The organism is Actinosynnema sp. NPDC002837 (assembly GCF_040295345.1).
In the GTDB taxonomy this organism is placed as follows: Bacteria; Actinomycetota; Actinomycetes; order Mycobacteriales; family Pseudonocardiaceae; genus Actinosynnema.
This window is the reverse complement of sequence record NZ_JBEOVG010000016.1, coordinates 93,425-113,816: the sequence shown is the minus strand read 5'-3', so window position 1 is coordinate 113,816 and position 20,392 is coordinate 93,425. Positions and strand designations below refer to the sequence as shown.

The window sequence follows — 20,392 nt, the reverse complement described above, 5'->3', positions numbered from 1 at the left end:
GTGGCGACCACGAGGACGGGCCGTGACCTGGTCCGCGCGGTGGCGATCGCGTGCGTGCTGGCGATCGTGGCCGCGGTGGCGATGTGGTGGGTGTTCGCGGGCGCCGACAGCCGCCGGGTGACCGCGCTGTTCGGCGCGGCCGTCGGCGTCTACCCCGGCTCGGACGTGCGGGTGCTCGGCGTGCGGGTCGGCACGATCGACGAGGTCGAGCCGCAGGGCGCGCTGGTCAAGGTGGTGATGTCGCTCGACCGGTCGGTCAAGGTGCCCGCGGACGCGCAGGCGGTCGTGGTCGCGCCCAGCGTGGTCAGCGACCGGTACGTGCAGCTCGCGCCCGCCTACACCGGCGGCGACGTGATGGGCGAGAACGCGACCATCCCGCGCGAGCGCACCGCCACCCCCGTCGAGCTGGACGAGCTGTACGCGAGCCTGGACGAGCTGACCACCGCGCTCGGCCCGAACGGGGCCAACAAGGACGGCGCGCTGTCGGAGCTGCTCGACTCGGCCGCGAACAACCTCCAGGGCAACGGGCAGGCGCTCGGCGACACCGTCAAGCAGCTCGGTGACGCCACCCGCACGTTGTCCGGCTCGAAGGACGACCTGTTCGGCACCGTGGACAACCTGCAGAAGTTCACCGGGATGCTGGCCGCGAACGACAGCCAGGTGCGCGACTTCAACCGGCAGCTCGCCGAGGTCGCCGGTTTCCTCGCCGACGAGCGGGAGAACCTGGGCGCCGCGCTGACCGAGCTGGCCACCGCGCTCGGCCAGGTGCAGGGCTTCATCCAGGACAACCGGGCCGTGCTGAAGTCGAACGTCGACAAGCTCGCCGGCATCACCCAGATCCTGGTCGACCAGCGCGCGTCGCTGGCCGAGGCGCTGGACGTCGGGCCGCTGGCGCTGGGCAACCTGCAGAACGCCTACAACGCGGCCTCCGGCACGCTCGACACCAGGGCCGACCTGAACGAGCTGAGCCAGCCGCCGATCGTGCTGATCTGCAAGCTGATCCAGGGCGTCGAGCCGGGCCGGGTGCCCGGCGTGCTCGCCGAGACGTGCCGCGGGCTGGAGCCGCTGCTCAGCGGCGCCGTGCCGTTGAAGACGCCCCAGGAGATCGCGACCGACCTGGCCCAGGGCAAGCTGCCGCTGCCCCTGCCGCTCGCGGGGGTGCCCCGGTGAGGCGGATCGCGGTGCTCGTCGCGAGCGCGCTGGTGCTGACCGGCTGCGGCTCGGGCGGCTTCGACGGCGTCTACAACATGCCGCTGCCCGGCGGCGCGGACGTCGGCGACCGGCCGTACGAGGTGAAGGTCCAGTTCAAGGACGTGCTCGACCTGGTGCCGCAGGCCGGGGTGAAGGTCAACGACGTGCCGGTCGGCCGGGTCGACCGGATCGACCTCGGCGCGGACGGCTGGACCGCCGAGGTGACCGTGCTGGTCAACGGCGACGTGAAGCTGCCGGGCAACGCGGTCGCCCGGCTGCGCCAGTCCGCGCTGCTCGGCGAGAAGTACGTCGAGCTGGCCGGTCCCGCCGAGGGGCGCGAGGAGGGCGCTCTCACCGGCGGTTCGGTCATCCCGGTCGAGCGGACCAACCGCAACCCCGAGGTCGAAGAGGTCTTCGGCGCGCTGTCCATGCTGCTCAACGGCGGTGGCATCGCCCAGCTCCAGGACATCAGCCGCGAGCTGAACGCGGCCCTGGAGGGCAACGAGCCGCAGATCCGATCGCTGCTGCACAACCTGAACGAGCTGGTCGGCGACCTCGACGCGCACAAGGGCGAGATCACCCGCGCGCTGGACGGCCTCAACCGGCTCGGCGGCACGCTCAACGCCCAGCGCGAGCAGATCACCGGCGTGCTGGACGGGCTCGAACCGGGCCTGAAGGTGCTCAGCGAGCAGCGCACCCAGCTGGTCACGCTGCTGCAGTCGCTGGACGCGCTGTCCGACGTCGCGGTGGACACGGTGAACAAGTCCAAGGACGACCTCGTGGCCGACCTGAAGGCGTTGACGCCGACGCTGCAGAAGCTCGCCGAGGCGGGCACGAACCTGCCCAACGGCTTCGAGCTGCTGCTGACCTACCCGTTCCCGGACTCGGCGGTGGACGCCATCAAGGGCGACTACACGAACCTCTACGCCGACATCGACCTGAACCTGGGCACGATCGTGGACAACCTGGGCCGGTCGCGGCAGTCGCCGCTGCCGAGCCTGCCCGGGCTGCCCGGCGTCGACGGCAACGCGCCGTCCCTGCCGCTGCCCCTGCCGAACCTGCCGCTGCCCGGCGTGTCGGGCCAGTCGGGGCTCGGCGACCTGCTCGGCGGACTGCTCGGAGGTGGGCGGTGATCCCCGGTCGGATCAAGCTCCAGATCGGCGCGTTCGTGCTGATCGCGCTGGTCGGCGTGAGCTACGTCGGCGCGCGGTACGTCGGGCTCGGCCGCGTGTTCGGCGCGTCCGGGTACGTGGTGACGATGCAGCTGGCCGAGTCCGGCGGCGTGTTCACCAACGCCGAGGTGACCTACCGCGGCGTCGCCGTCGGCCGGGTCGGGCAGATGCGGCTGACCGCGGACGGGCTGGAGGTCGACCTCGACATCGACCCGAGCGCCCCGTCGATCCCGTCCGACCTGGAGGCCGTGGTCGCCAACCGGTCCGCCGTGGGCGAGCAGTTCGTCGACCTGCGCCCGCGCGGAGAGGACGGGCCGTACCTGGCGGACGGGTCGGTCATCCCGCGGTCGGCCACCAGGACGCCGCCGCCGGTGGACACCCTGCTGACCAACCTCGACGCGTTCGCCAAGTCGGTGCCGACCGAATCGCTGCGGACCGTGGTGGACGAGCTGGACCTGGCGTTCAACGGCACCGGGCCGGACCTCCAGGTGCTGCTGGACAACACGAAGGCGTTCACCCGGGCGGCGACGGAGCACCTGCCGCAGACCAAGGCGCTGATCGACAGCGGGTTGGTGGTGCTGAACACGCAGGCCACGCAGGGCGGCGCGATCAAGTCGTTCTCGGCGGACCTGCGGTCGCTCGCCGAGCAGCTGAAGAACTCCGACGCCGACCTCCGCCGGCTCATCGGCGTCTCGCCGCAGGCCGCGGAGCAGGTGTCGGCGCTGCTGCGGGAGACCGGGCCCAACCTGGGCGTGGTGCTGGCCAACCTGCTGACCACGGGGAACATCCTGGTCACGCGCCTGAACGGGCTGGAGCAGATCGCCGTCACCTACCCGATCATCGTCGGCGGCGGCTTCACCGTGGCCAAGGGCGACGGCACGGGCGCGCACTTCGGGCTGGCCCTGAACGTGTTCGACCCGCCGCCGTGCACGGTCGGTTACGACAGCACCACGATCCGGCAGGGCACCGACACCACCCCGGCCGAGTTCAACACGCAGGCCTACTGCGCGTTGGCCCGCGGCAGCGCCACCGGCGTGCGCGGCGCCCAGAACGCGCCTTACGGTGGGCTCCCGGTCACGACGCCGACCGGCGACGAGACCTCGCAGCCGGGTCGGGAGCCGACCGCGGGCGAGACCGCGGCCGAGGCGCCGCTGCTGACCAGCCTGGGGCAGTTGCTCGGTCTGCCGGGCTGAGGAGAGGGACGGATGGACGTTCGACGTTGGACGCTGCCGATCGCGGCCGTGCTCGCGGTCCTGGCCGCCGGCTACGCGGTGTGGGCCGGGGTGTCGTGGTGGAGCGCGTCGTCGAGCGACTCGGTGGCGTTCTCGCGCGAGCGGGACGAGGTGCTGCGGGTCGGGCAGGTCGGGATCGCGAACTTCACCACCCTCGACTACAAGAAGGTGGACGAGGACCTCGACCGGTGGCTGGACTCGTCCACGGGCGAGTTGCGCTCCGAGATCGAGGACGGCCGGGCCGAGCGGAAGAAGCAGATCGAGGACGCCAAGACGGTGACCGTGAGCCGGGTGCTGGACGCGGCCGTCACCGAGCTCGACGCACGGGCCGGGAAGGCGCACCTCATCGCGGTCGTGGAGACCACGGTGACGCCGGAGGGCGGGCAGGCGGTGAAGAAGGTCAACCGGTACCAGACGGACCTGGCCCGCACCGACGCCGGTTGGAAGCTCAGCGCGCTGGGGCCGGTCGCGGCCGGCGGCGCGTGAACCGAGGAGATGACGTCAGTGCCACCGCCCCGCCGCCGCCCGGTCCCGACCACGCCGACCACCCGGCCTCGCGTCGCCGGCCTGCGCAAACGCCCTGAGCCGACCGCCGCGCCGGACGCCGAGGCGAACGGCGTCGACGCCGGGCCCGCACCGGCCGAGGACACGCGCCCCGAGCGCGAGGCCGCCGAGCCGACCGCCGCCGATCGCGCCGAGACCCTGCCCTCCGACCGCGACGTCATGCGTCCGGCCGAGGTCACGGGCCTGATCGAGCCCCGCGAGGACGACCAGGACGACGAGGACGAGGCCACCGAGCCCGCGCCTCGCCCCCGCCCCACCGGCCGCCGCAAGCGCACCGGCGAGGCCGTCGCGCCCAGTGTCCTGACCGAGCCCGACGCGCGGCACTCGAAGTCCGAGTCCGACGAGTCGGCGGCCCGGGACGACGAGCCCGAGGACCGCTCGACCCGCCTCGGCGGGTCCGGCCCGACCCTGCCGATCGCCCTGGTCGTGCTGGCCGCGCTGCTGGTCGCCCTGGGCGTGTGGTTCCAGGACCAGGCGGGCGAGGTCCGCTACAACCAGGCCCTGGTCGACAGCGGTGGCACGACCGAGGTCGCCGGCCAGGCGCGCGAGGCGGTCGAGAAGGCGTTCTCCTACAACTACGCCGACGTCTCGGCCACCGAGAAGGCCGCCAACGAGCTGCTGGTCGGCAAGGCCAAGTGCCAGTACAACGCGATCTTCGGCCCGGTGCGCACGCTCGCGCCCGAGCAGAAGCTCGTGGTCACGGTGAAGGCCGTGTCCAGCGGCGTGACCACGCTCGACGGCGACCGCGCCACCGTGCTGCTGTTCCTCGACCAGGTCACCACCCGCACGACCGACAACCAGAGCGGCGGCGGCATCGCGATGATGCGGGTCGGCGCGCAGAAGGTCGACGACCGGTGGAAGGTCGACAACATGGAGATGTTCGGCCAGAGCGGCGACCAGGCGGCCGAAACCGCCAAGTGCTGACCGGGCGGCGGCCGGACGGCCTCGCGGGACGTCCACTCAGGACTGCGAACCCGGTTTCATGCCCCAACACAAGGTGATCTGAGTCACACTTTTCGGTCGGTGACCGAACGAAATCGCCACGGTCTCCCTTCGGGGTCTGAACGCCCGTGAAAGGTCACGGTTGCTCACGTCCATGTATTTTCGCAGGTCACAGCGGTAACTCCGCGTTATCGCGCCTTGCGCCAGTGGAGTGATCGCCGCGTGGCATCTTGACTGTGGGCGTCGGCGGGGTCACTCTGTCGGTGAGCACGAGAAAGGTCCTTCCAGGTGCCTCTCGACAGTTGCCGCGCGCGTGGCTAGACTGCTCCTTTGCGCTGCCCTCTTTCCGTTTGCCCTTCGCCGAGAGCTGGATTGCCGGGCATCGCCGCACCCTTGACAGCCGTGCCAGTTCCGCTGACTGGCCAGCTACCTGTCCCTGGAAGGACGCATCTTGGCGATCTCTCGCGCGACCAAGGCCACTGCTGCGACCAACTCCACGTCGGGGATTCCCGGAGCGCCGAAGCGAGTCTCTTTCGCGAAGATCCACGAACCGCTTCAGACGCCCAACCTGCTCGACCTGCAGATCCAGTCGTTCGAATGGCTCACCGGCGACGAGGCGTGGTTCCAGCGCCGCGTCGACGAAGGTGACGAGGCGCCGACGGGCGGCCTCGAGGAGGTCTTGAACGAGATCTCCCCGATCGAGGACTTCTCCGGCTCGATGTCGCTCTCCTTCTCCGACCCGCGCTTCGACGAGGTCAAGGCCTCGACCGAGGAGTGCAAGGACAAGGACATGACGTACGCCGCCCCGTTGTTCGTCACGGCGGAGTTCACCAACCACACCACCGGCGAGATCAAGAGCCAGACGGTGTTCATGGGTGACTTCCCGATGATGACCGACAAGGGCACGTTCATCATCAACGGCACCGAGCGGGTCGTGGTTTCCCAGCTCGTCCGCTCGCCGGGTGTCTACTACGACACCGCGATCGACAAGACGACCGACAAGGACGTCTTCAGCGTCAAGATCATCCCGTCCCGGGGTGCCTGGCTGGAGTTCGACGTGGACAAGCGCGACACCGTCGGTGTCCGCATCGACCGCAAGCGCCGCCAGCCGGTGACCGTGCTGCTGAAGGCGCTGGGTTGGACCACCGAGCAGATCCGCGAGCGCTTCTCGTTCAGCGAGACGCTGCTGACGACGCTGGAGAAGGACCACACCGCGGGTACCGACGAGGCGTTGCTCGACATCTACCGCAAGCTGCGTCCGGGCGAGCCGCCGACGAAGGAGTCCGCGCAGGCGCTGCTGGAGAACCTGTTCTTCAAGGACAAGCGCTACGACCTGGCGAAGGTCGGCCGGTACAAGATCAACAAGAAGCTGGGCCTGGCCACCCCGATCTCCACGGGCGTGCTGACCGAGGACGACATCGTCACCACGATCGAGTACCTGGTCCGCCTGCACGCCGGTGAGACGACGATGCAGCCCGGCGACACCGAGGTGCCCGTCGAGGTCGACGACATCGACCACTTCGGCAACCGCCGCCTGCGCACCGTCGGCGAGCTGATCCAGAACCAGATCCGGGTCGGCCTCTCCCGCATGGAGCGCGTCGTCCGCGAGCGCATGACGACCCAGGACGTCGAGGCCATCACGCCGCAGACCCTGATCAACATCCGCCCGGTGGTGGCTGCGATCAAGGAGTTCTTCGGCACGTCCCAGCTGTCGCAGTTCATGGACCAGACGAACCCGCTCGCGGGCCTGACCCACAAGCGCCGCCTGTCGGCGCTGGGCCCGGGTGGTCTGTCCCGTGAGCGCGCCGGCATGGAGGTCCGCGACGTCCACCCGTCGCACTACGGCCGCATGTGCCCGATCGAGACGCCGGAAGGCCCGAACATCGGCCTGATCGGCTCGCTGTCCTCCTACGGGCGGGTCAACCCGTTCGGCTTCATCGAGACGCCGTACCGCAAGGTCGTCGACGGCCGGGTCACCGACCAGATCGACTACCTGACGGCCGACGAAGAGGACCGCTACGTCAAGGCGCAGGCGAACGCCAAGATCGACGACGAGGGCAACTTCCTCGAGGACAAGGTCCTGGTCCGCAAGAAGGGCGGCGAGGTCGAGCAGATCGACCCGGCCGACGTGGACTACATGGACGTCTCGCCGCGGCAGATGGTGTCGGCCGCGACCGCGATGATCCCGTTCCTCGAGCACGACGACGCGAACCGCGCCCTGATGGGCGCGAACATGCAGCGCCAGGCGGTGCCGCTGCTGCGCAGCGAGTCCCCGCTGGTCGGCACCGGCATGGAGCTGCGCGCCGCGGTCGACGCCGGTGACGTCGTGGTGGCCAAGAAGACCGGTGTGGTCGAGGAGATCTCCGCCGACTACGTCACGGTCATGGCCGACGACGGCTCGCGGCAGACCTACGGCCTGCACAAGTTCCGCCGGTCCAACCAGGGCACGTGCATCAACCAGAAGCCCATCGTGAACGAGGGCGACCGGGTGCACGAGGGCCAGGTGCTGGCCGACGGCCCGTGCACCGAGAACGGCGAGATGGCGCTGGGCAAGAACCTGCTCGTCGCGATCATGCCGTGGGAGGGCCACAACTACGAGGACGCGATCATCCTGTCGCAGCGCCTCGTGCAGGACGACGTCCTGACCTCGATCCACATCGAGGAGCACGAGATCGACGCGCGGGACACCAAGCTGGGCGCCGAGGAGATCACCCGGGACATCCCGAACGTCTCCGAGGAGGTCCTGGCCGACCTCGACGAGCGCGGCATCATCCGCATCGGCGCCGAGGTCCAGCCCGGCGACATCCTGGTCGGCAAGGTCACGCCCAAGGGCGAGACCGAGCTGACCCCGGAGGAGCGCCTGCTCCGCGCGATCTTCGGCGAGAAGGCGCGCGAGGTGCGCGACACGTCGCTGAAGGTGCCGCACGGCGAGTACGGCAAGGTCATCGGCATCCGCGTGTTCAGCCGCGAGGACGACGACGAGCTGCCCCCCGGCGTGAACGAGCTGGTCCGCGTCTACGTGGCCCAGAAGCGCAAGATCCAGGACGGCGACAAGCTCGCCGGCCGCCACGGCAACAAGGGCGTCATCGGCAAGATCCTCCCGGTCGAGGACATGCCGTTCCTCGAGGACGGCACCCCGGTCGACATCGTGCTGAACACGCACGGCGTGCCGCGTCGTATGAACATCGGCCAGGTGCTGGAGACCCACCTCGGGTGGATCGCCAAGCAGGGCTGGAGCATCAACGGCGACCCGGACTGGGCGAAGAACCTGCCGGCGGAGCTGTACGACGTCGAGCCCGGCACCAAGACCGCCACGCCCGTCTTCGACGGCGCCAAGGAGGACGAGATCACGGGCCTGCTCGGCTCGACGATCCCGAACCGCGACGGCGAGCGGATGGTCAAGGAGAACGGCAAGGCGGTGCTCCTGGACGGGCGCAGCGGCGAGCCGTACCCCTTCCCGGTGTCCGTCGGCTACATGTACATCCTGAAGCTGCTGCACCTGGTCGACGACAAGATCCACGCCCGCTCGACCGGCCCGTACTCGATGATCACGCAGCAGCCGCTGGGTGGTAAGGCGCAGTTCGGTGGTCAGCGGTTCGGTGAGATGGAGTGCTGGGCGATGCAGGCGTACGGCGCCGCGTACACGCTCCAGGAACTGCTCACGATCAAGTCCGACGACGTGCTCGGCCGCGTGAAGGTCTACGAGGCCATCGTCAAGGGCGAGAACATCCCGGAGCCGGGTATCCCGGAGTCCTTCAAGGTGCTGCTCAAGGAGCTCCAGTCGCTGTGCCTCAACGTCGAGGTGCTGTCCTCGGACGGCGCCGCGATCGAGATGCGCGACGGCGACGACGAAGACCTCGAACGCGCTGCGGCCAACCTCGGCATCAACCTGTCGAGGACCGAGTCGCCGTCCGTGGACGACGTCGTCAACTGACGCTCGCCGTCATCCGGGGGGATGCCTCCCGCGTCCCCCCGGATGACCAAGCCACCAGCACCCCAAGCAGCACCGAACCAAAAAGGGGAAGAGAGTAGACGTGCTCGACGTCAACTTCTTCGATGAGCTTCGCATCGGTCTCGCGACCGCGGACGACATCCGCCAGTGGTCCTTCGGCGAGGTCAAGAAGCCCGAGACCATCAACTACCGCACGCTCAAGCCGGAGAAGGACGGCTTGTTCTGCGAGAAGATCTTCGGTCCCACCCGGGACTGGGAGTGCTACTGCGGCAAGTACAAGCGCGTCCGCTTCAAGGGCATCATCTGCGAGCGCTGCGGCGTCGAGGTGACCCGCGCCAAGGTGCGCCGCGAGCGGATGGGCCACATCGAACTGGCCGCGCCCGTCACGCACATCTGGTACTTCAAGGGCGTCCCCAGCCGGTTGGGCTACCTGCTCGACCTGGCACCCAAGGACCTCGAGAAGATCATCTACTTCGCGGCCTACGTCATCGTGGGCGTGAACACCGAGCTGCGCCACAACGACCTGCCCACGCTCGAGAACGAGATGCAGGTCGAGCGCAAGCGGGTCGAGAACCGGCGTGACGCCGACGTCGAGGCCCGGGCGCAGAAGCTGGAAGCCGACCTGGCCGAGCTGGAGGCGGAGGGCGCCAAGTCCGACGTCCGCCGCAAGGTCAAGGAGGGCGGCGAGCGCGAGATGCGCCAGCTCCGCGACCGCGCCCAGCGCGAGCTGGACCGGCTCGACGAGATCTGGTCCACCTTCACCAAGCTCGAGCGCGCCCAGCTGATCGCGGACGAGCTGCTCTACCGCGAGCTGTACGACCGCTACGGCGACTACTTCACCGGCGCCATGGGCGCGGAGGCCATCCAGCGGCTGCTGGGTGACTACGACGTCGACGCCGAGGCCGACGTGCTGCGCGAGACCATCCGCAGCGGCAAGGGCCAGAAGAAGCTGCGCGCCCTCAAGCGGTTGAAGGTCGTGGCCGCCTTCCAGGCGACCCGCAACAACCCGCAGGGCATGGTGCTGGACTGCGTCCCGGTCATCCCGCCGGACCTGCGCCCGATGGTGCAGCTCGACGGTGGCCGCTTCGCCACGTCCGACCTGAACGACCTGTACCGCCGCGTCATCAACCGCAACAACCGCCTCAAGCGACTGATCGACCTCGGCGCGCCCGAGATCATCGTCAACAACGAGAAGCGGATGCTGCAGGAGGCCGTCGACGCGCTGTTCGACAACGGCCGCCGCGGCCGGCCGGTGACGGGCCCGGGCAACCGGCCGCTCAAGTCGCTGTCCGACCTGCTCAAGGGCAAGCAGGGCCGGTTCCGCCAGAACCTGCTCGGCAAGCGCGTCGACTACTCGGGCCGTTCGGTCATCGTGGTCGGCCCGCAGCTGAAGCTGCACCAGTGCGGCCTGCCCAAGCAGATGGCGCTCGAGCTGTTCAAGCCGTTCGTGATGAAGCGGCTGGTCGACCTCAACCACGCGCAGAACATCAAGTCCGCCAAGCGGATGGTGGAGCGCGCGCGCCCCGCCGTGTGGGACGTGCTGGAAGAGGTCATCACCGAGCACCCCGTGCTGCTCAACCGCGCGCCCACGCTGCACCGGCTGGGCATCCAGGCCTTCGAGCCGCAGCTGGTCGAGGGCAAGGCCATCCAGCTGCACCCGCTGGTCTGCGAGGCGTTCAACGCCGACTTCGACGGTGACCAGATGGCGGTCCACCTGCCGCTGTCCGCCGAGGCGCAGGCCGAGGCGCGCGTGCTGATGCTGTCGTCGAACAACATCCTCTCGCCCGCGTCGGGCAAGCCGCTGGCCATGCCGCGTCTGGACATGGTGACCGGCCTGTACCACCTGACCCGGCACAAGAAGGGTGACCTCGGCGAAGGCCAGGCCTACTCCTCGGCCGCCGAGGCGCTGATGGCGTTCGACCGCAAGGTCCTGGGCCTGCAGGCCATGGTCAAGATCCGGATCACGGACAAGAACCCGCCGAAGGGCCAGGAGCCGGAGGGCTGGGAGCCCGGTCAGGCGTGGCTGGCCGAGACCACCCTCGGTCGCGTGCTGTTCAACGAGGTCCTGCCGGCGGACTACCCGTTCATCAACGACGTCATGCCGAAGAAGCGGCAGGCGACGATCATCAACGACCTCGCCGAGCGGTACCCGATGGTCACCGTCGCCCGGACGCTGGACAAGCTGAAGGACGCCGGCTTCTACTGGGCCACCCGGTCGGGCGTCACGGTCGCGATCTCCGACGTGCTCGTGCCGGCTGCCAAGCAGGGCATCCTGGACGAGTACGAGAAGCTCGCGGACGCGGTCGAGAAGCGCTACCAGCGCGGTCAGCTCTCCCACACGGAGCGCAACAACGAGCTGGTCAAGGTGTGGACCAAGGCAACCGAAGAGGTCGCCGAGGTCATGGAGGCCAACTTCCCCGAGGACAACTCGATCCGCATGATCGTGATGTCGGGCGCGGCGGGCAACATGACCCAGGTCCGGTCGCTCGCGGGCATGCGTGGTCTGGTGACCAACCCGAAGGGCGAGTACATCCCGCGGCCGATCAAGAGCTCGTTCCGCGAGGGCTTGTCGGTGCTGGAGTACTTCATCGCCACGCACGGCGCCCGCAAGGGTCTGGCCGACACCGCGCTGCGCACCGCCGACTCGGGTTACCTGACCCGTCGTCTGGTGGACGTGTCGCAGGACGTCATCATCCGCGAGGTCGACTGCGGCACCACGCGCGGCGTGAACATGACGGTCGGCGAGCGGCTGGGCGACAAGGTCGTGCTGGCCGAGTTCGCGCAGACCAGCGTGTACGCGCGGACCATCGCCGAGGACATCACCGACGCCGATGGCAACATCGTGCTCAACCGCGGTGACGACCTGGGCGACCCGGCGCTGGCGACGCTCGTCGAGGCGGGCGTGACCAGGGTCAAGGTCCGCTCGGTGCTGACCTGCGAGTCCGCGGTCGGTGTGTGCGCGTCCTGCTACGGCCGTTCGATGGCGACCGGCAAGCTGGTCGACGTCGGCGAGGCCGTCGGCATCGTCGCCGCGCAGTCCATCGGTGAGCCCGGCACGCAGCTGACCATGCGCACGTTCCACCAGGGCGGTGTGGCCGGTGACGACATCACCACCGGTCTGCCCCGTGTGCAGGAGCTGTTCGAGGCTCGCGTGCCGAAGGGCAAGGCGCCCATCGCGGACGTCGACGGCCGGGTGCGCATCGAGGACGGCGACCGGTTCTGGAAGATCACCCTCATCCCGGACGACGGGTCCGAGGAGATCCTCTTCGAGAAGCTGTCCAAGCGTCAGCGGCTCGCGAACACGGCCACCGGCCCGTTGCAGGACGGCGACCACGTCGGCGTCGGCCAGCAGCTGCTGGAGGGCACGCCCGACCCGCACGAGGTGCTGCGCGTGATGGGCCCGCGTGAGGCCCAGCTGCACCTGGTCGGCGAGGTCCAGAAGGTCTACCGGGCCCAGGGCGTGGCGATCCACGACAAGCACATCGAGGTCATCGTCCGGCAGATGCTGCGCCGGGTGACGATCATCGACTCGGGTGCGACCGAGTTCCTGCCGGGCTCGCTGGTCGAGCGCGCGGAGTTCGAGTCGGGCAACCGGGCCGTGGTGGCCGAGGGTGGCGAGCCCGCCGCCGGCCGTCCGGTGCTGATGGGTATCACGAAGGCGTCGCTGGCCACGGACTCGTGGCTGTCGGCGGCCTCCTTCCAGGAGACGACGAGGGTCTTGACGGACGCCGCCATCAACGGGCGTTCGGACAAGCTCATCGGCCTGAAGGAGAACGTGATCATCGGCAAGCTGATCCCGGCCGGCACCGGCATCAACCGGTACCGGAACATCCAGGTGCAGCCGACCGAGGAAGCGCGTGCGGCGGCGTACGCCATCCCGAGCTACGACGACGGCTACTACACGCCGGACGTCTTCGGCACGGGCACGGGCGCCGCGGTCCCGCTGGACGACTACGACTTCGGCCGCGACTACCGCTGAAGCAGCCAGTCGACTGAAAGGCCCCCGGAGCCTCCCGCTCCGGGGGCCTTTCCGCGCGTGTCGAACGCTCAGGTGTCGAACGTTCAGGTACCCCGAGTTCAACGCTCGGACGCGTGGTGGGGCACTGCACAGACCGGCCTGCGCGTCTTGAGCGCGGAACTCACGGGTCCTGAGCGTTCGACACGCGCGCGGCTCAGGTGGGGCGGCGGCGGGATTTGGCCAGGGAGCGGGCGCGGGCGACCAGGTCGTCCACGAGGTCCGAGTCCGCGACCGGGGGTGCCAGGTCGGAGCAGCACGGTGGCTTGGTGCGCTTCTCGGTCAGCTTCGGGCGGACGCCGGCCAGTTCGTACAGCGTTTCGTAGAGGTCGCGGCCGGGGTCGTCGTCGTGCGGGCCGACGAGCAGGATCCACGCCGTCCGCGGCGAGGGGAAAGCGACGACCACGCGGTCGGCGCCGCGCAGGTGCTTCACGCACAGGCGTGGCAGCGGTTCGGGGCCGGTGACGCGGTAGCCGAGCGCCAGGCAGCCGCTGTGGGCCAGTTCGTCCAGGAACCTGTCGTAGGCGACCCTGGCGGCGCCGCGCAGGCCGGCGGCCTGGCCGGCCGCGACGGGCGTTTCGACGACGGTGATCAGCGAACTACGCGTCCTTCGCCGCGGTGCAGCTGCTCCAGGCTGGTGACGAGGTCGTCGCGGTCGAGCAGCGCCGCGTCGCTCAACCGCCGGTGCACCTCGTCCAGCAACGCGCGGTTCTTGCCCGCCCGCCTCAGGTCCGACACGACGTGCAGCACCTCGTGCAGCCGCACGGCGTCCAACAACATCCGGGGCTCCTGGCTGTGGATCGCGAGCACGCCCTCGCGCGCCCACGCCTTGACCGTCTTCTCGGTCAGCTCCAGCAGCTCACCGGCCACCACCGGCCGCACCGGCGGGGCCTTGCGCAGGGCCTTCGCCACCACGCCGTGCAGCTTTCGCCGCCGCTCGTCGTCCTCCGACAAGCTCGACGCGACCTCTTCGATCTCCTCGATCTGGTCGAACAGGTCGCGGATCTGCGCAGCCTCCGTGGCGACGGACATGACGGGACCTCCTCGGGTCACTACCGATTATCACCCTGTTTTCCGGTAGTGACAACGGTGGCCCCGCACCATCGGCGCGGGGCCACCACCACGAGGATCAGGACGAGAAGAACAACCCGCCCAGGCCACGGTGCTTCCGGTGCCCGTAGTGGCCACCACCGCCGTAGCCCCAGCCCGGCTGCGGGGCCGGCTGCTGGACGTAGTGGACCTGAGCGGGCTGCGGCGCGACGGGCGGCGGGGGCGGGGGAGCCATCTGCTGCTCGAGCCGGGTGATGGCCTCCAGCTCGCCGTAGTCGAGGAAGACCCCGCGGCAGCCATCACACTGCTCGATGTGCACGCCCATGCGGTCGAAGGTGCGCATGTTCGCATGACACTTGGGACACTGCATCGTGTGAGCCTCCTGCTCTTGACGCGATGGTCCCGATATTAGCCGCGCCGAATGGGTTCGTGTGTCGACACGATCCGCGCGCACGCGTCGATCAGCGCTTCTTGAGCGTCGTTCAACTCCGTCCCGTCGCGCTCCGCAGCGGAAAGGGCACGGGCCGCCATCTGCACGACCAGTGCGCGCGCGGGCGCGTCCAGCACCGACCACGGGTCGTCCCGCGGCACGCCGGCGCCACCCGCGTCCAGGTACGCCCCGAGCAGCCGCCCCCACGCGTCGGCGTCGAGCACGCCCGCCGCGTGCAGCGCGGCCGGCCGCGCCAGATCCCACGCCGGATCACCCACGCCGAGGTCGTCCACGTCGATGAGCCGGTACCCGTCCCGCCACACCAGCTGGCCGAGGTGCCAGTCGCCGTGGATGAGCGTGACGCCGCCGTCGCCGAACTCCGGCAACGTCGCGAACGCCCGCCGCACCAGGTCGGCCGCCGGCGTGGCGAGGGTCAGCTCGCGCACCGCCCGTTCCATCCGGGGCCGGGCGCCGGCCAGGGGCACGGGCGGCGCGAAGTCCGCCGCGGTGAACCGGTGCAGCGCGGCCAGCATCCGCCCCGCCGCCTCCATGGGCAGGTCCTCGGGCTCGCTCTGGGGCACCGGAGTCCCCATCGGCCACGCCGTCACGGCCCGCCCCAGCACGACCGCGGGCGCCGAGCGCGGCGCGAGCAGGAGCTCGCCCAGCCGCGGGTCGGCCGCCAGCCGGAGCCGCTCGGTGAGCACGGCCAGGTCCGTGCCCCGCTCGTGCGCCTTGAGCACCACGTCCGCGACCCGGACCACCACCACGTCGCCGCGCACCGCGAGCACCTCGGGCGAGGCGTCGGCCGCCACCAGCGCGGCCATGCCCGCGATGAGTTCGGAGTTCACCCGACCAGTGTGACCGGCCGCCTGCCCGGCCCCGGCCACAGTCGCGACAGGCGCACTTCCACCCGAACGAGTGAATGGGTGGCCACTCCGACCTGCGCCCTCCGCCTATTCATGTTCTGATAACCCGTGAGTCGCTCCTCGGTCCTGCGGCCGGTCCCTTCGAGCGAACGGTTGCGAGAACCGTCACAAAACCACCCCCGAACTTGATCGGCGGGCGGCGCGCGTCCGCCCGACCAGGCGCGGCAGCGGATCCGTTTTGACCCGTGGGAACCAGGCGGGGTATCTTTGGTACTCGTGCCCGACCCATGTCGGGCCGCTCCGCGTGCCTACGCGCCAGTGGTGCTGGAAAGCCGGCCGCGGTGACCTCCACGCGTAGGGGCATCCTGGGATGTCGCCTGCGGACCTGGGGCGCTGTGTAGCACTTTCGGTACTGCCGAGAGCGGCGACACGCCCGACCTCGGGTGCAGAGAGGGACCAAGTAAACAGGGCTCGTCGCCCACGCGGCGGGCACGTAAAGGGAAGAAGCAGCCGGCGTATGCCAACGATCCAGCAGCTGGTCCGCAAGGGCCGGCAGGACAAGGTCGCCAAGCAGAAGACCGCGGCGCTCAAGGGCAGCCCGCAGCGGCGCGGTGTGTGCACCCGCGTCTACACGACCACGCCCAAGAAGCCGAACTCGGCGCTGCGCAAGGTCGCCCGCGTGAAGCTCACGAGCGGTATCGAGGTCACGGCTTACATCCCCGGTGAGGGCCACAACCTGCAGGAGCACTCGATGGTGCTCGTGCGCGGCGGTCGTGTGAAGGACCTCCCCGGTGTCCGCTACAAGATCATCCGCGGTTCGCTCGACACGCAGGGCGTGAAGAACCGCAAGCAGGCTCGCAGCCGGTACGGCGCGAAGAAGGAGAAGAGCTGATGCCCCGCAAGGGACCGGCCCCGAAGCGGCCGCTGATCTCCGACCCGGTCTACAGCTCTCCGCTGGTGACCCAGCTCATCAACAAGGTGCTGGTCGACGGCAAGCGCTCCGTGGCCGAGCGGATCGTGTACGGCGCCCTCGAAGGCGCCCGCGACAAGACGGGCACCGACCCGGTGGTGACGCTCAAGCGCGCCCTGGACAACGTCAAGCCCGCGCTCGAGGTGAAGTCCCGCCGCGTCGGTGGCGCCACCTACCAGGTGCCGGTCGAGGTGAAGCCGGGCCGCTCGACCACGCTCGCGCTGCGCTGGCTGATCACCTTCTCCCGGCAGCGCCGTGAGAAGACCATGATCGAGCGCCTGATGAACGAGCTGCTCGACGCGAGCAACGGCCTGGGCGCGAGCGTCAAGCGCCGCGAGGACACGCACAAGATGGCCGAGTCGAACAAGGCCTTCGCCCACTACCGCTGGTGACGTGACGCCAGGCGGGCAGCCCGAGCCGCCCGCCTGGCGCCTCCCAGCCCTAGTGAGCCTGCTACCAGCTAGCTCAAGACAGGGGAAGACACCCGTGGCACAGGACGTGCTCACCGACCTGGCCAAGGTCCGCAACATCGGGATCATGGCCCACATCGACGCGGGCAAGACCACGACGACCGAGCGGATCCTGTTCTACACCGGGATCAGCTACAAGATCGGCGAGGTCCACGACGGCGCCGCGGTGATGGACTGGATGGAGCAGGAGCAGGAGCGCGGCATCACGATCACGTCGGCCGCGACGACCTGCTTCTGGAAGAACCACCAGATCAACATCATCGACACGCCGGGCCACGTCGACTTCACCGTCGAGGTGGAGCGCAACCTCCGCGTCCTCGACGGTGCCGTTGCCGTGTTCGACGGCAAGGAAGGCGTCGAGCCCCAGTCCGAGCAGGTCTGGCGCCAGGCGACCAAGTACGACGTCCCGCGCATCTGCTTCGTCAACAAGATGGACAAGCTCGGCGCGGACTTCTACTTCACCGTGAAGACCATCCAGGACCGCCTGGGCGCGAAGCCGCTGCCGATCCAGCTCCCGATCGGGTCGGAGAGCGACTTCATCGGCGTCATCGACCTGGTCGAGATGCGCGCGCTGACCTGGCGCGGCGAGGTCCAGAAGGGTGAGGACTACACGGTCGAGGAGATCCCGGCCGACCTCGCCGAGAAGGCCGCCGAGTACCGCGAGCAGCTGATCGAGGCCGTCGCCGAGACCGACGACGCCCTGATGGAGGCCTACCTCGGCGGCGAGGAGTTCACCGTCGAGCAGATCAAGGCGGGCATCCGCGCGATCGTCAAGAACCGCGCCGGGTACCCGGTGCTGTGCGGCTCGGCGTTCAAGAACAAGGGCGTCCAGCCCATGCTCGACGCGGTGATCGACTACCTGCCGGCCCCGCTGGACCTCCCGCCGGTCGAGGGCACGCTGCAGGACGGCGAGACGCCGGCCTTCCGCGCGCCGAAGACCGACGAGCCGTTCGCCGCGCTCGCGTTCAAGATCGCCGCGCACCCGTTCTTCGGCAAGCTCACCTACATCCGGGTCTACTCGGGCAAGGTGGCCTCCGGCACCCAGGTCATCAACTCGACCAAGGACCGCAAGGAGCGCATCGGGAAGATCTTCCAGATGCACGCCAACAAGGAGAACCCGGTCGAAGAGGCCATGGCGGGCCACATCTACGCCGTCATCGGCCTGAAGGACACCACCACCGGTGAGACGCTCTGCGACCCGCAGGCGCCCATCGTGCTGGAGTCGATGACCTTCCCCGAGCCGGTCATCCAGGTGGCGATCGAGCCGAAGACGAAGGCCGACCAGGAGAAGCTGGGCACCGCGATCCAGAAGCTGGCCGAGGAGGACCCGACGTTCCGGGTCAACCTGGACCAGGAGACCGGCCAGACGATCATCGCCGGCATGGGCGAGCTCCACCTGGACATCCTGGTGGACCGCATGCGCCGCGAGTTCAAGGTCGAGGCCAACATCGGCAAGCCGCAGGTGGCGTACCGGGAGACGATCCGCCGCAAGGTGGAGAAGTACTCCTACACCCACAAGAAGCAGACCGGTGGTTCCGGCCAGTTCGCGAAGGTCCTCATCGACCTGGAGCCGCTGGAGAAGACCGAGGACGGCGCTCTCTACGAGTTCGTCAACGCGGTCACCGGTGGTCGCATCCCCCGGGAGTACATCCCGTCGGTGGACGCGGGCGCCCAGGACGCGATGCAGTACGGCGTGCTGGCGGGTTACCCGCTGGTGGGCGTCAAGCTGACGCTGGTCGACGGCGCCTACCACGAGGTCGACTCGTCGGAGATGGCGTTCAAGATCGCGGGCTCCATGGCGCTCAAGGAAGCCGCTCGCCAGGCGAGCCCGGCGATCCTCGAGCCGTTGATGGCGGTCGAGGTCACCACGCCCGAGGACTACATGGGCGACGTGATCGGCGACTTGAACTCCCGCCGTGGCCAGATCCAGGCCATGGAGGAGCGCAGCGGCGCCCGTGTCGTCAAGGCACTGGTCCCGCTGTCGGAGATGTTCGGGTATGTCGGCGACCTGCGGTCCAGGACCCAGGGTCGCGCGAACTACTCGATGACCTTTGACTCCTACGCCGAGGTTCCCGCGAACGTCGCGAAGGAGATCATCGCGAAGGCTACGGGCGAGTAACCCCAACCGGAGCACCGCAGCACCACGCGGGCTCTCCGGGGGGATGCCCCGGGGTCCGCACAACCGACCCTGACGTGACGCCCGGCGGGCGGCAATCCGCCCGCCGGGCTAAGCAATAGAAGTCCAGGAGGACAATCCAGTGGCGAAGGCGAAGTTCGAGCGGACGAAGCCGCACGTCAACATCGGCACCATCGGTCACATCGACCACGGCAAGACGACGCTGACCGCGGCGATCTCCAAGGTCCTGCACGACAAGTACCCGGACCTGAACCCCTTCACGCCGTTCGACCAGATCGACAAGGCGCCGGAGGAGAAGCAGCGCGGCATCACCATCTCGATCGCCCACATCGAGTACCAGACCGACAAGCGCCACTACGCGCACGTCGACTGCCCCGGTCACGCCGACTACATCAAGAACATGATCACCGGTGCGGCGCAGATGGACGGCGCCATCCTGGTGGTCGCGGCGACCGACGGCCCGATGCCGCAGACCAAGGAGCACGTGCTCCTGGCCCGCCAGGTCGGTGTGCCCTACATCGTGGTGGCCCTGAACAAGGCCGACATGGTGGACGACGAGGAGATCCTGGAGCTCGTCGAGCTCGAGGTCCGCGAGCTGCTCTCCGAGTACGAGTTCCCCGGTGACGACCTGCCGGTCGTCCGCGTCTCCGCGCTGAAGGCGCTGGAGGGCGACGCCGAGTGGGGCGAGAAGCTCATCGGCCTGATGGACGCCGTGGACGAGAACATCCCGGAGCCCGAGCGCGAGGTCGACCGGCCGTTCCTGATGCCGGTCGAGGACGTGTTCACCATCACCGGTCGTGGCACCGTGGTGACCGGCCGCATCGAGCGCGGCATCATCAAGGTCAACGAAGAGGTCGAGATCGTCGGCATCAAGGAGACCTCGAAGAAGACGACGGTCACCTCGATCGAGATGTTCAAGAAGTTCCTCGACGAGGGCCGCGCGGGCGACAACGCCGCGCTGCTGCTCCGCGGCATCAAGCGCGAGGAGGTGGAGCGCGGCATGGTGATCGTGAAGCCGGGCACCACGACCCCGCACACCGAGTTCGAGGCGCAGGTCTACATCCTGTCGAAGGACGAGGGTGGCCGCCACACGCCGTTCTTCAACAACTACCGCCCGCAGTTCTACTTCCGCACCACGGACGTGACCGGCGTCGTGACCCTCCCCGAGGGCACCGAGATGGTCATGCCGGGCGACACCACGTCGATGAGCGTGAAGCTGATCCAGCCGATCGCCATGGACGAGGGCCTGCGGTTCGCCATCCGCGAGGGTGGCCGCACCGTCGGCGCGGGCTCGGTCACCAAGATCATCAAGTGACCTGGCTCTAATTCTCACCCCCCGATTTGGTCTGCGCACCCGCGTGTGCGACCATTGACGGGTTGCTCGTCGGGGCGGCCGGTTCG

15 protein-coding genes are annotated in these 20,392 nt (G+C 69.2%); 11 read left to right on the top strand and 4 right to left on the bottom strand.

The window, feature by feature from the left end:
- The 7 genes from ABTZ99_RS14985 (at window position 1) to ABTZ99_RS14955 (ending at window position 13,032) form a co-directional block, all read left to right on the top strand.
- The gene (locus ABTZ99_RS14985) at window positions 1-1,170 is read left to right on the top strand and encodes an MCE family protein (RefSeq protein WP_499611659.1); all 1,170 of its coding nucleotides are present in this window, start codon (window positions 1-3) and stop codon (window positions 1,168-1,170) included.
- Entirely contained in the window at window positions 1,167-2,324 is a 1,158-nt protein-coding gene (locus ABTZ99_RS14980; RefSeq protein ID WP_498776525.1) for an MCE family protein, read from the top strand. The genes ABTZ99_RS14985 and ABTZ99_RS14980 overlap by 4 nt, the downstream gene beginning before the upstream one ends.
- Complete coding sequence (locus tag ABTZ99_RS14975; RefSeq protein ID WP_499611656.1) at window positions 2,321-3,556, top strand: MCE family protein; 1,236 nt, start codon at window positions 2,321-2,323, stop codon at window positions 3,554-3,556. Before ABTZ99_RS14980 ends, ABTZ99_RS14975 begins: the two co-directional genes overlap by 4 nt.
- A 12-nt stretch (window positions 3,557-3,568) precedes the next feature.
- A complete protein-coding gene (locus tag ABTZ99_RS14970; RefSeq protein WP_498776529.1) occupies window positions 3,569-4,081 on the top strand; it encodes an Rv1363c family protein in 513 nt (170 codons plus the stop codon).
- 9 nt (window positions 4,082-4,090) lie between these two features.
- Window positions 4,091-5,083, top strand: a complete 993-nt coding sequence (locus ABTZ99_RS14965; RefSeq protein WP_499611654.1) for a hypothetical protein — start codon at window positions 4,091-4,093, stop codon at window positions 5,081-5,083.
- A gap of 469 nt (window positions 5,084-5,552) precedes the next feature.
- Entirely contained in the window at window positions 5,553-9,035 is a 3,483-nt protein-coding gene (gene rpoB / locus ABTZ99_RS14960) for a DNA-directed RNA polymerase subunit beta (RefSeq protein WP_498776534.1), read from the top strand.
- A gap of 100 nt (window positions 9,036-9,135) precedes the next feature.
- Window positions 9,136-13,032: a DNA-directed RNA polymerase subunit beta' gene (locus tag ABTZ99_RS14955; protein WP_498776536.1), complete on the top strand. Its 3,897-nt coding sequence runs from the start codon at window positions 9,136-9,138 to the stop codon at window positions 13,030-13,032.
- Between the two features lie 193 nt (window positions 13,033-13,225).
- Here the strand turns inward: ABTZ99_RS14955 and ABTZ99_RS14950 are convergent, their stop codons facing one another.
- The 4 genes from ABTZ99_RS14950 to ABTZ99_RS14935 form a co-directional block, all read right to left on the bottom strand.
- A complete protein-coding gene (locus tag ABTZ99_RS14950) occupies window positions 13,226-13,501 on the bottom strand; it encodes a hypothetical protein (RefSeq protein WP_498776538.1) in 276 nt (91 codons plus the stop codon).
- A 158-nt stretch (window positions 13,502-13,659) separates the two neighbouring features.
- Window positions 13,660-14,100, bottom strand: a complete 441-nt coding sequence (locus ABTZ99_RS14945) for a hypothetical protein (RefSeq protein WP_498776540.1) — start codon at window positions 14,098-14,100, stop codon at window positions 13,660-13,662.
- A gap of 97 nt (window positions 14,101-14,197) precedes the next feature.
- Window positions 14,198-14,488 (bottom strand): TFIIB-type zinc ribbon-containing protein, encoded by a 291-nt coding sequence (locus tag ABTZ99_RS14940; protein WP_499611651.1) that lies wholly within the window; start codon window positions 14,486-14,488, stop codon window positions 14,198-14,200.
- Between the two features lie 38 nt (window positions 14,489-14,526).
- A complete protein-coding gene (locus ABTZ99_RS14935) occupies window positions 14,527-15,396 on the bottom strand; it encodes a phosphotransferase family protein (RefSeq protein ID WP_499611649.1) in 870 nt (289 codons plus the stop codon).
- 535 nt (window positions 15,397-15,931) lie between these two features.
- On the opposite strand from ABTZ99_RS14935, the gene rpsL reads away from it, so the two are divergent.
- The 4 genes from rpsL (at window position 15,932) to tuf (ending at window position 20,306) form a co-directional block, all read left to right on the top strand.
- Window positions 15,932-16,306, top strand: a complete 375-nt coding sequence (gene rpsL, locus ABTZ99_RS14930; RefSeq protein WP_030473471.1) for a 30S ribosomal protein S12 — start codon at window positions 15,932-15,934, stop codon at window positions 16,304-16,306.
- Window positions 16,306-16,776: a 30S ribosomal protein S7 gene (rpsG, locus tag ABTZ99_RS14925; protein ID WP_053715239.1), complete on the top strand. Its 471-nt coding sequence runs from the start codon at window positions 16,306-16,308 to the stop codon at window positions 16,774-16,776. Before rpsL ends, rpsG begins: the two co-directional genes overlap by 1 nt.
- Before the next feature lie 94 nt (window positions 16,777-16,870).
- Complete coding sequence (fusA, locus tag ABTZ99_RS14920; RefSeq protein ID WP_498776546.1) at window positions 16,871-18,973, top strand: elongation factor G; 2,103 nt, start codon at window positions 16,871-16,873, stop codon at window positions 18,971-18,973.
- A 139-nt stretch (window positions 18,974-19,112) separates the two neighbouring features.
- The gene (gene tuf / locus ABTZ99_RS14915; protein WP_073885921.1) at window positions 19,113-20,306 is read left to right on the top strand and encodes an elongation factor Tu; all 1,194 of its coding nucleotides are present in this window, start codon (window positions 19,113-19,115) and stop codon (window positions 20,304-20,306) included.
- Window positions 20,307-20,392: the final 86 nt, after the last annotated feature.